The 11,807-nt window shown below is 46.0% G+C and carries 12 protein-coding genes; 3 read left to right on the top strand and 9 right to left on the bottom strand.

Annotation, left to right across the window (positions count from 1 at the left end; genetic code table 11):
- Nucleotides 1-296: 296 nt before the first annotated feature.
- From IM515_RS13530 to IM515_RS13500, 7 genes are all read right to left on the bottom strand, one after another.
- A complete protein-coding gene (locus tag IM515_RS13530; protein WP_287630601.1) occupies nt 297-563 on the bottom strand; it encodes a hypothetical protein in 267 nt (88 codons plus the stop codon).
- A complete protein-coding gene (locus tag IM515_RS13525; protein WP_002803123.1) occupies nt 532-807 on the bottom strand; it encodes a BrnT family toxin in 276 nt (91 codons plus the stop codon). The genes IM515_RS13530 and IM515_RS13525 overlap by 32 nt, the downstream gene beginning before the upstream one ends.
- 298 nt (nt 808-1,105) lie before the next feature.
- Complete coding sequence (locus IM515_RS13520) at nt 1,106-1,315, bottom strand: hypothetical protein (protein WP_002732654.1); 210 nt, start codon at nt 1,313-1,315, stop codon at nt 1,106-1,108.
- A 257-nt stretch (nt 1,316-1,572) separates the two neighbouring features.
- A complete protein-coding gene (locus IM515_RS13515) occupies nt 1,573-2,001 on the bottom strand; it encodes a type II toxin-antitoxin system VapC family toxin (protein ID WP_287630600.1) in 429 nt (142 codons plus the stop codon).
- 779 nt (nt 2,002-2,780) lie between these two features.
- Nucleotides 2,781-3,038, bottom strand: coding sequence for a BrnA antitoxin family protein (locus IM515_RS13510; RefSeq protein ID WP_002764754.1), 258 nt, complete (start codon nt 3,036-3,038; stop codon nt 2,781-2,783).
- Nucleotides 3,039-3,040: 2 nt separating this feature from the next.
- Nucleotides 3,041-3,307 (bottom strand): BrnT family toxin, encoded by a 267-nt coding sequence (locus IM515_RS13505; protein ID WP_002764752.1) that lies wholly within the window; start codon nt 3,305-3,307, stop codon nt 3,041-3,043.
- A gap of 739 nt (nt 3,308-4,046) precedes the next feature.
- Complete coding sequence (locus IM515_RS13500; protein WP_190358549.1) at nt 4,047-4,433, bottom strand: type II secretion system protein; 387 nt, start codon at nt 4,431-4,433, stop codon at nt 4,047-4,049.
- Between the two features lie 494 nt (nt 4,434-4,927).
- Here IM515_RS13500 and IM515_RS13495 point away from each other — a divergent pair, with 494 nt between their 5' ends.
- Nucleotides 4,928-7,258 (top strand): heavy metal translocating P-type ATPase, encoded by a 2,331-nt coding sequence (locus tag IM515_RS13495; RefSeq protein WP_287630602.1) that lies wholly within the window; start codon nt 4,928-4,930, stop codon nt 7,256-7,258.
- A 200-nt stretch (nt 7,259-7,458) separates the two neighbouring features.
- On the opposite strand, the gene IM515_RS13490 is transcribed toward IM515_RS13495, so the two are convergent.
- Nucleotides 7,459-7,800: a hypothetical protein gene (locus IM515_RS13490; protein ID WP_002734498.1), complete on the bottom strand. Its 342-nt coding sequence runs from the start codon at nt 7,798-7,800 to the stop codon at nt 7,459-7,461.
- Between the two features lie 12 nt (nt 7,801-7,812).
- Here IM515_RS13490 and holB point away from each other — a divergent pair, with 12 nt between their 5' ends.
- Together holB and IM515_RS13480 are read left to right on the top strand one after the other, a co-directional pair.
- Entirely contained in the window at nt 7,813-8,778 is a 966-nt protein-coding gene (gene holB, locus IM515_RS13485) for a DNA polymerase III subunit delta' (protein ID WP_004158374.1), read from the top strand.
- 37 nt (nt 8,779-8,815) lie between these two features.
- Nucleotides 8,816-9,034: a neurohypophysial hormones like protein gene (locus IM515_RS13480; protein ID WP_287630599.1), complete on the top strand. Its 219-nt coding sequence runs from the start codon at nt 8,816-8,818 to the stop codon at nt 9,032-9,034.
- A 431-nt stretch (nt 9,035-9,465) separates the two neighbouring features.
- Here IM515_RS13480 and ftsH2 read toward each other — a convergent pair whose 3' ends face one another.
- Nucleotides 9,466-11,352, bottom strand: a complete 1,887-nt coding sequence (gene ftsH2, locus IM515_RS13475) for an ATP-dependent zinc metalloprotease FtsH2 (protein ID WP_002767533.1) — start codon at nt 11,350-11,352, stop codon at nt 9,466-9,468.
- Nucleotides 11,353-11,807 lie beyond the last annotated feature (455 nt).

Below are 11,807 nucleotides of genomic sequence, written 5' to 3'. Positions count from 1 at the left end.
GTGATACTAAACGTCGGGACATATAAACAGTTATAAGGTTGGTCAGGGTTGACCTGTTAGATTCAGTCAGGGGACTGAAGACCTTACTAGGCGGTTATTTCAGGTATTTCAACCTTATTTCATGCCTAAACGTTTCGCACATCTATGTTCATTATAGCCCGCCCCTTACGCGACCAGATCGGCGTACTGCTAGGCCGTGCCTTCGGCATCGTACCTAACCTCACAGCTTCAATCAATGTGCATGGTGCGTTCTCAAAAATCCTGCATTAGGGAACGAACCCTACAGCTTTTGAAGATCACATTTGAGAAGTCGGCTCCAACGCATTGTTAGACTTCTGCCTTTGGGCGATTTGCATGAGTAGTCGAAGTGCCTCATTAACCGAGTCACTGGTTGGAAATGCTTGAGCAACATCTGGATCTAGTAATACTATATTTGTTCCTGCTCTGTAGCGTTCGACATATTTTCCTCTAACACCACCCCGCATCTTGCTAAAGTCATACTCAGGTCTTGAGTCGTCTTCTAGCTCGTGATTACTCTCCATCTTGATAAAATCTCCGCTCATTTCGGGTTGCCTCTCGTGCGCTGATAATCCGAACTCGATCTGCTCGATCTGTATGAGGGACTATCAGGATGCGATTAGCATTTGATAATCCAATGATAACGTAACGCTCCTCACCATAGGAATGATCTGGATCAGGGAATGTTATAGATAAAGGATCGTTGAAAACAGTAGATGCCTCGTTGAATGAAACACCATGCTTTTTCCAGTTTGAGTTTGCTTTGTCCGGATTCCATTCAAATTGCATCTAAACAACACTTGCTACTCCACTTCAAAACTTAAGTTTAGTATCAAAAGATGCTTTACATTTCATTAACGATCAGAACGATCGCACTGTGTTATACCCGATCGCTTTGGCAATCACTTAATCTTGGCGATCGATATGATATAGCCTGTGTTAGCGTTAGCGTAACGCACGAATTTTGAACATTAGATAAGGTGTGTTACATTTCTTTAACGCACTCTACCAGATTAGCGATCGCTACAATCTGAACGATCGCACTTGACTCGCTGGTCGGCATAACGGCTAAGTTGAGCCGCCACGATTAGATTTGAGATTCTTGTGGTTCATCCTGTTTTGGTCGGCTCCAACGACTTGTTAGACCTTGCTTTGGTGGTAAGCTGACTACCTGCCTGCCACTTTCTGCTTGTCTTTTTTGCCAATCTACAAACATTGCATCCAAATCGTAGTTAAAGGATTTAGCGTGTTCTTCTCGAAATTTATGAATTTCATCTAAAATGTCATCTTGCCACATCGTTATAATCTCCTAAAAGTTCGTAAGGAGTACAAATTATGGGTAAGTAGTCGTGCAAAATTAATTTCCTAGTGAAGATAGGCAAGAGGCAAGGGGCAAGAGGCAAGAGCGGGGTTAGATATGTGTAATTAATTTTGCTTAGGTACTTAACTCGTAAGTAGTCGTGCAAAATTAATTTCCTAGTGAAGATAGGCAAGAGGCAAGAGGCAAGAGGCAAGAGCGGGGTTAGATATGTGTAATTAATTTTGCCTAGGTACTTATCCCAAATCAAGACTGATCTCTGCCAACTTCCTCTGAATTTGAGCGTTGGCAATATGTTTACAGTTCCATGTTAACAAGTAATCTAGCCCGTGGACAGTCGCCGCAGCAATGTGAACCGCATCATCAGAAGCTTTGGCAGGAAGGTTGCTTCGTATAAGAAACTGGGCTGCCAAGTTGCGTACAGCCTGATTGAGTTCAACCAAAGGCATTTCATTGACAATTTCTAACCTTTTCAAAGCAATCTCTGTATCTCCCTTAGCGACTTCATCTAAAACAACCTGTGAAATATAGAGAAGAAAATCATTACGGCGATTTTGCCACCAGTCCCTTGTCGTTTCGATATTCCCAGCAATAACCAAGTTTTTGGTCGATCTGGCTGTCAGATAGCCAATAATGCTGGTTTCAATATAGACGGTTTCCCTCACAGCACTTTCTGAATTTTATTTGTCCCTCACTCTATCGCATTTGAGCTTTATTTTGAGGGTTTGCGAGGGAATTAGTGCGTTCACTTCGTTAACCCACCCTACCAGATCGGCGTACTGCTATGCAGTGCCTTCGGCATCGCACTCCCCATTAACGCTCCTTGCGCCTATCTGTTTTGGCTCTGATTGCGTCCTTGTTCCCCGCTTCAGCCTCTAGATTTCCGAGTCTAGTCACTGGGGGCAGGTTGGGAGTCACTGTATCCCTTACAGGGTAGGTCTTTCACCTACATCCTTTTTGTCAGTTATGCTGTTTTATCAGCACTCTAGGCTATTTATTCCCCTAGAAACGAATCGCACCGTTACATTTCATTAACCCACCCTACCAGATCAGCGTGCTGCTACGCAGTGCCTTCGGCATCGCACTCTGTTATGAGTTGATTGATGTTGGGTTTCCTTGCGTCAACCCAACCTACGGGCGAGGTGATCGCACTAAATTCCTGACAATTAAGCTCATTCTAGCCATGATTCCTATATCTGACCCCACCCTTAGCAAAAATTTATAATTATTCGACTTTTCGCGATCGCTATCGGGGGATAGTTGTTTTTTGTTACAGCAGTGGGGAGAAGGGAGCGGGTTTTTCAAGTGGGATTGGGAGTTAATCATGCTATTAAAAACCGATTCAGTATAACGTCTCAAATCAGCGGCGGCAGATATCCTCGAACTCAGCGCCAGCGGCTTTCAACCGTCCGCTGCATTTGAATGTTAGCCCTCTGCAAGCACTTCATCGCTCAATGCGCTCAAGTTCTTCACGAACAACTCTGCGTAGGGTTTCTTCCAAAGGCTCACGGCTTTGCTGAATATACTGGTGCAATGCTTCATTAATAAGGGTTTGGTAGTTTCCTCCACCTGCTAAATGAACTTGCTCACGAAACCACGCTAAAACCTCATCATCTAACCGGATTGTGATACGAGTTTTTCCAGGTGGTATTGGATCGATCGCCCCTCGTTTACCCTGACTAAAATCATATTCCGCTTCCATAATTATCCTTCCTCATACTGTTGTCGTTCTTGCCGAGTTGCTTTGCGGGCGGAGATGATCCGAGTTTCATCGTCCCGTATCGTGTAAACAACCACTAAAACCCTGCCAAAAGCATCGACACCGATTGTGACAAACCGTTCCTCACCAAACCGTTCGTCTGGAATGGTAATTGCCAGATCATCTGAAAAAACCGATACTGCATCAGCAAAGTCAATACCGTGCTTGCGAAGATTGGTTGCTGCCTTGTCTCTATTCCATTGGTAAGCCATCTCAATTATAGTATGCACATCTGTACATACTACCAGCAGTAAACTCTTGTCGTGCTCGTTGACTCTGTAAATTACTGTAAGCTTTTGGCTTGCCAGATAACCTTAGTGGTCAACTTAGCTTTGACTGAAGATTGTATCAGAATCATTAATCCTCAACCTAAGCTTTCAATGGTGCTAACAGTAGTTACCATTGAAAGCTTACAAGCTTGCTCATGTTGATGCTCCAAGGAATCGTCTCCAAGATCATCCAGAGATTACGATAAGCCTGTTATGCCGATTAGCGTACTCTGTTATGAACCCTCCCCCACTGATTTGTTCAAAGTTTTCTCGTTGTGCGACTGTCAGATGAACTTTATCTCGCCTACATCTTCCCATGATTGATGTCCTCAGTTGAGCCTATCTATTGCCCTATTTTAGCTGTGTCAGTCTAGTAGGGTGTGTTAGCGTCAGCGTAACGCCCGAATTTTGAACATTAGATAAGGTGCGTTCACTTCGTTAACGCACCCTACCAGATCGGCTGCTATGCAGTGCCTTCGGCATCGCACTGAAACAATCGCTGTAGGGTGTGTTAGCGTTAGCGTAACGCACGGATTTTGAACATTAGATAAGGTGCGTTACATTTCATTAACGCACCCTACCATATCGGCGATCGCAATAGTGATCGCGTGTGTCCAAATACCCTTGTGGGGGCAAAATCTACCCTAAATCCCGAAAAAGATGCTTTACATCTCACCAAAACTTAGCGATTAGGGAAATTGGGAAAGCGAGTGCGGCATCCGCGATTGATCAAGCCATACCATCCCCAAGCGGCACATTCAATCGGGCGAGTCTCTTGAGGTCGGGAAACAACCGTATAGTCACAAGAGACATAGCCGTTACTGTCGCTATCTATTGCCTGACAGTTCGCTCCTTTTAGGTCTTCTCTAAGAACGGAATTAACATGGTCTCTCAGTTGATTTTCGGCAAAACTCCTGCCCAAAAAAATCTGTCCTAGGAAAGAAACGGCGCTGATTGCGAGAATGCCGACAATAATAGTATTGACTAAGAGTTCAATTAGGGTGAAACCTTTGTTAGCCTTCTTGTTGGCGATTTTGAGCAGCAGTTTGGTTTTGAAGTTAGCGTTCATGATTTTTCCTGAGTACAGGTGTTGGATTTGCTTCTGAACAATAAAACTGTTTCTATTCGTTTATTTAGGCTGAAGAGGCTTAACTATGCGTGAAATTTAAATTTCTTTACAAAAAGCTGGATGCCAACTATAGCAGTTATCTTAGAGTTGGGTTTCATGCTTCAACCGTTCGGCTGAGCTCACGGCCGAAGCCCAACCTACGTTCATCTTATATTTAATTCCACCCACCCACTTAGGACTTGTATTAGGGAACGCACCCTACAGCGATAGCGTACTACTACGCAGTGCCTTCGGCATCGCACTGCCCCCCCCTAATTGAGCGCCACCAATCGGTATGATTCGTAATTATGCCGCAAGCACTGACAATGAGCGGCAAGTCTCTTCTAATATTATTGCCGATCGAGAATGGTTCAGGAAGAGATCGCCAAAATAGTTTAAAAATCGGCCGAGAATTTCTAGGATAGAAGTAAAGACCATCCTTGCCTACTTTTTCTATGATCCTAGCCGCCGAAACTGGACTAAAAACCGCTACTCTAGACGTAAAAGGCATGAAATGCGCTGGCTGTGTGAGTGCTGTAGAAAGACAACTCAGCCAAAATCAAGGGGTAAAATCGGCCCAAGTTAATCTAATCACGGAAATTGCCGTGATTGAATACCAACCAGAAGCGATCGCACCAGAGCAGTTAGCCGCAAAATTAACCGCGATTGGATTCCCCACCCAACCGCGCAGCTCATCGACTCCCCTTTCTCAACAAAATCAACGGCTGCAAAACCAACAAAAAGAACGGCAACAACAATTATACCGATTAGCGATCGCTTGTTGTTTACTGGTTTTTTCCCTGATTGGTCACTTACACCACATCGGGGGACCAGAAATCCCCATCCTTCAAAGTATTGCTTTTCACTGGACTTTAGCCACCCTAGCCATTTTATTCCCCGGGCGCGATATTTTCATCGATGGTTGGCGGGGATTACGGCACGGGATGCCAAATATGAACACTCTCGTTAGTTTAGGCACAGGTAGCGCCTATATAGCCAGTTGTTTGGCTCTTATCTTCCCTAATCTCGGTCTAGAGTGCTTTTTCGATGAACCAGTCATGCTGTTAGGTTTTATTCTCCTCGGACGGACTCTAGAAGCGCATTCCCGTCATCGCGCGGCTGCAGACTTAGAAGCGCTTACTTCCCTACAACCGGCAGTGGCTCACCTGATTGGTAGTACAGATGACCGTGTGGGTGTGGCCATTCCGGTGGAACAGCTGCGCGTCGGGGAATGGGTGCGCGTCTTACCCGGGGAAAAAATTCCCGTGGATGGGGAGATTATTCAGGGAAGAACCACAGTAGATGAAGCTTTATTAACGGGGGAATCGCTGCCGGTGGTTAAGGAAATGGGAGATTTAGTCATTGCTGGCAGTTTCAATCTCTCAGGTGCGATCGCCGTGCAAACTCGTCAGGTGGGGACCGATACCACCCTAGCTAAGATTATCGCAGCCGTGGAATCAGCCCAAACTCGCAAGGCCCCAGTACAGAAGATAGCGGACCGGGTAGCGGGTTATTTTGCCTACGGAGTGATGATAATTGCCCTAATTGTGCTGCTCTTTTGGTATTTTTGGGGAACTAGGCTCTTTCCAGAGGTGTTAGGATCAACCACAGGACACCACGAGATGATTCAACCCACTTCTCCCCTACTTTTATCCCTAAAATTAGCGATTTCTGTGCTTGTGGTCGCTTGTCCCTGCGCTCTCGGTTTAGCCACACCGACGGCCCTACTGGTGGGAACCAGTTTAGCAGCCGAACGGGGTATTTTAATTAAAGGGGGCGATGTTTTGGAAACCGTCTCGCAACTGCAAACGGTGGTTTTTGACAAAACGGGAACCCTTAGCCAAGGTCATCCAGAAATTACCGATTGTTTGAGTTTTTCTATCCTTAATCCCCTGGAAATTCAACAATTAGCGGCAGTGGTGGAGAGTGGTACTAATCATCCTCTTGCTCGGGCGATTTTAGACGCAGTTACTCCTCCTACTAACCTGACGGGGGAAGATTTTCAAACTGTGGCCGGATTGGGAGTTTCGGCAAGGGTGCAGGGGTCGAAAATTGTTCTAGGAAATCCGCAATGGTTGGCACAGAACGGCATTAAAATCGATGAAACTATCCCCCGTATTCAAGAGCTTTTAGAGGCGGGTAAAACGGTGATTTATCTGGGTATGGAAGAACAATTACTCGGCGCGATCGCTTTTCAGGATCGATTACGTCCCGATGCTCAAACAACCGTTAATCAGTTGCAAAAACTCGGTTTAGAGGTGATTTTACTCAGTGGCGATCGCCAAGAAGTGGTGACAGCGATCGCTAATAGTTTGGGTATTAGTCAATTTTATGCCCAAGTTGCTCCCACCGAAAAATCCGCTTTAATTGCCGACCTACAGACAAAAGAGGGCAAAATCGTCGCTATGGTGGGGGATGGTATCAATGACGCTCCCGCACTAGGACAGGCTAACATCGGTATTGCTCTGGCCGGTGGCACGGAAGTGGCCATGGAAACGGCCGGGATCGTTTTAATTAGCGATCGCCTAGAGGATGTGGTACAATCTCTGCATTTAAGTCTGGCTACATGGCAAAAAATCCGACAAAATCTTTTTTGGGCTTTGGGTTATAATACCTTTGCTATTCCCATTGCTGGTGGCTTATTACTGCCCCGTTGGGGTCTAGCTTTCAGTCCGGCCCTAGCAGCAGCTTTGATGGCTTTTAGTTCGGTTATGGTAGTGAGTAATTCCCTGCTTTTACGTCGTCAATTTCCTCCGCTCACATCGACGCAGGAAGGCAAAAACTAAAGCAATTATCGATTTTTTCTCGATCAATCTATCAAGCACCAAAAAGAGCAACTCTCTTACTTCTTTGTGTGATAAGTTTAACTGATACAGGATCGATCAATCTCTGTGTCCTCTGTGTCTTTGTGGTTCGTTACCCAAGAGAGCCAAGATGGTATTTTGTCCCTGTCTTTGTCAGTTGACGGAGACAGGAACAAATCGGGTTAAGCGGTAATTCTGGTCAGGGATTGACCTTGATAATTGTTGGTAATAATCTGGTGAATAGATTCAAAAAATCGCCGACAACGATTATTAGTTCTCAGGGGCAATTCATGATTTTTTACCAATAAATCGATCTGAAGTTCCGAGCTAGTGGGAGGATGGATAAACAATTCCACTTTCACTAACTGGGGAAAGAAAGCATCGTTAGGAACTTCCGATAAAAGCAAGACATCGGTCCGGCGCTTGATGATTTCAAATTCACCCAAACTTAATATATCATCGTATAAAAACCCGGTCTGATGAGGAGAAATCCCGACAAAATAGGAACAGCAATAGCGAGCCATGGCAGGGAAAAGATGATAAATTGGTCAAGGTTAATCGGTCAAAATCAGGCCATTGAACTACTACAAAGAGCGCTTGAAGTCAATTCGATCGCTCCTGCTTACTTATTCGCCGGCGCTAAGGGGATTGGACGCAATCTAGCAGCAAAATGTTTCTGTCAAGACTTGTTAACTAGAGATCGATCTCCGGAAACAAGGGAATTAATCCTGAAACGCTTTCTCGGTGGCAATCATCCCGATTTACTCTGGATTGAACCCACTTATCAACACCAAGGCAAACTGCTCACCGCAAAAGAAGCACAGGAAAGCAATCTCAAGCGAAAAGCTCCCCCGCAAATCCGCATCGAACAAATTCGCGAGATTACTAACTTTTTAAGTCGTCCTCCCCTCGAATCGGCCCGCTCTGTGGTGGTAATCGAGGAAGCAGACACCATGACCGAATCGGCGGCAAATGCGCTCTTAAAAACGCTGGAGGAACCAGGAAAAGCCACTTTAATCCTGATTGCTCCCAGTACCTCCTCTTTACTACCGACTCTCGTTTCTCGCTGTCAACATATCCCTTTTCAGCGTCTTTCGGAAGAAAATCTCGCTCAAGTCCTGCGCTCTAACGGACACGCTCGCGTTCTCAATTATCCTGCAATTCTCGGTTTAGCTCAAGGTAGCCCAGGAGAAGCGATCGCCGCTTTAGAATTTCTCGACAGTCTCCCCCAAGATTTACCGCGATCTTTCAGCAAGTTTCCCCTAAAACTCTCCCAAGCACTGGAATTAGCAAAAATTATCGCTCAAACTCTTGACACGGAAACCCAATTATGGTATGTGAGTTATCTTCAGTATGAGGATTGGCAACGACGACGAGAGCGATCGATTTTAGAAATCTTGGAAAAAACCCGCCGGCAGCTGTTAGCCTACGTTCAACCCCGTTTAGTCTGGGAATGCACTTTCTTGGCATTAGCCAAGCTATCCACCGCCCAAAAGTCTTAAAATTGTTATATTTATCGATCGAGTGGGGAGAAAGACCATGAAAATCAAATCCTTAGTTTTGCTGATTCTGTTAACCTTGACTACGGTTTTAGGTGCTTGTCAGGGGGGAAAAGAAGCCGAGGAACCGAAAAACGTCCCTACCACGGTGGAATCACCGCAAAAAGACGAAGATAGCGATAAAGACGGGGAAAATCGGCAAAAAGACGATGATAATGACCAGAATAAAGATGATGACGATGACGATGACGATGACTAGGGTTTGCGGCAAAAAGTTTGTTGGTGGGGTTAGGAGTCAGTAGCCAGTAGTCAGTAGTCAGGAGAATTAAGAATGAATAATAAGCAATTAAATCGTCTATTTACAGATTTTACGCCATTTAATCTTTATTTTTGCCGTTTTTGAACCCTTAACTAGGGTTTGCGGCAAAAAGTACGGGCGAAGCATTCGGTTAGAAAATCTACGGTTTCACCGATAGGTTATTGTCCGAATGCTTCGCCCCTACAGGACGCGGGCCGATGAAGACGCAAGGTTTTGAACGACGATTCTCTCAAAATCTTGCACCTGTTTCGCGAGAAAAGCCACAAAACTCTTACCTTGCCTACATTTCACATTTATTCAGCAAACCCTAACTAGCATAAAAAAATCGGGTGAGTCTTAACCCACCCGATCGCACATAGATTGAAATCAACCTATAACTGTGGTACAAACTGTTCTTTTTCGGGAACGTAGGCGTATTCAGCCACAATTTGCCGGAATTCTTGCCCATCAATCGTTTCTTTTTCGATCAGCAGGTCCACCACTCGATCGATCACTTCGCGATGATCGCGGACAATTTGCCGAGAAATTTCATGACAGTGTTCCACGATTGATCGCACCTGATCATCAATGCGAGTAGCGACCTTCTCAGAATACTCGGAACGAGTCATCAAACCGCCACCGAGGAACACCTCACCCCCTTGACTTTCTAGGGACAAAGGACCCAAATCGCTCATCCCGAAACGAGTCACCATCTGGCGGGCCATATCAGAAACTTGCTGTAAATCGCCACCCGCACCGGTAGTCACCTCATCATAGCCGAAGATTTCTTCCTCGGCCGCCCGACCACCTAAAGCACCGGAAATCCGGGCCATTAACTGCGCTTTCGTGGTTAAACCCTGTTCTTCGTTGGGAGTGAACCAAGTTAAACCCTGGGCCTGTCCCCGGGGAATCAGAGTCACTTTCTGGACGGGATCGTGATCTTTTAAGAGCGTACCCACGATCGCATGACCCACTTCATGGTAAGCGATTAGGCGCTTGCTCTTGCTATCGACTAAAGGAGTGCCTTCCATACCCGCGATAACGCGATCTACCGCGTCATCTATCTCTAGGAGGGTAATGGCATCTTTGCGACGACGGGCGGTTAAAATTGCCGCTTCGTTCAGTAAATTGGCTAAATCTGCTCCACTGAACCCCGGAGTGCGACGGGCGATCGCTTCGATGGAAACGTCGTTAGCCAGCTTTTTATTGCGGGCGTGAACGTCTAAAATCTCTAAACGACCTTTAAAATCGGGTGCATCCACGGTTACTTGGCGATCAAAACGGCCCGGACGCATGAGAGCGGAATCGAGAACATCGGGGCGGTTAGTGGCGGCAATGATAATAATTCCCGTATTCCCCTCGAAACCGTCCATTTCTGTCAATAATTGGTTCAGGGTTTGTTCCCGTTCATCGTTACCACCACCGATACCGGCACCCCGTTGACGACCTACCGCGTCAATTTCATCGATAAAGATTAAACAGGGAGCATTTTCCTTGGCTTTTTTGAACAAATCGCGCACGCGAGAAGCACCGACACCGACGAACATTTCCACAAATTCCGAACCGGAAATGCTGAAGAAAGGTACACCCGCTTCACCGGCGATCGCTTTAGCCAACAGGGTTTTACCCGTACCCGGAGGGCCAACTAACAGGACTCCTTTGGGGATTTTGGCACCGACGGCGGTAAATTTCTCCGGTTGTTTGAGGAAAGTGACGACTTCCTGTAATTCTTCCTTCGCTTCGTCAATTCCTGCCACATCATCAAAGGTGATGCCGGTTTTCGCTTCCATCTGGAAACGAGCTTTTGATTTGCCAAAACTCATCGCTTGACCGGGGCCGCCTGGCATATTATTAGAACGGCGGAACAGGAAAAAGAGAGCGGCAATCAGCAAAAAGGGGAAAAGTAGATTACCGAGGAATCCCCACCAAGCGCCGTCATTCCGCATCGGGTGAGCATCGAAACTAATTTTAGAATCGCGTAAACGGGCGATCAAATCGGGGGAATTGGCCGGTAAATCGACCCGTAGGCGTTGTACTCGGTTTTCTAGTTCTGGATCTAGGGCCTGTACGATCGCGGTTCTGCCACCTTCGTAGAGATCGACGCTAACAACCCTACCACTGTCTAGGTATTCTAGAAAGCGTCCGTAGGTCATGCGGGTACTGGCGGTGTTATTGCCGATATTACTGGTAGCGGTGGCAAAAGTGCCTTGCCAGAGGAAAAAACCGACCACAAGGGCGGGCAATGTCCACAGTAAAATCGTTTTCCAGGATAGTTTCATGTTTGTTTAGTGGTTCTAGGATAAAGATTTTTGCTTAACTCATTTAGCTGTTTTTGTCAAGGACTTTACGTTATTTTTTCGAGATTAATCCCCGCAGCCAATTAAATCTTAACTAAATGTAACGTAATTCTCATAATTCTGGCAAGAATGGTGACGAGAGATTTTTTTTAGTTCATTTGTTCTAGCAAGAGTCTCATGGTTTCTGGGATAAGGGACTTGCGTGGGAATAATATCCCAGCCAGAAAATCGCTCTGTAGAAGAACCAGACCGGCCAGATGGCACATTATCAAAGCGCAAGTCCCTAACATCTCGAGGGCTCTCGCCCTACTTAGGGTGATCAGCAAACCTGATCGATCGGAGGGCGCAAGCTTTGCGCCCCTACAGTAACGGATTTTGTCCACAATGTAGGGGCGAACTGCGTTCGCCCAAAAGGTACATTATCAAAGCGCAAGTCC

The sequence above is a fragment of the Microcystis sp. M44BS1 genome (genome assembly GCF_020244875.1).
Classification (GTDB): Bacteria; Cyanobacteriota; Cyanobacteriia; order Cyanobacteriales; family Microcystaceae; genus Microcystis; species Microcystis panniformis.
Note: the sequence above shows the minus strand (reverse complement) of the source record. Positions and strands in the feature narration are given on the sequence as shown.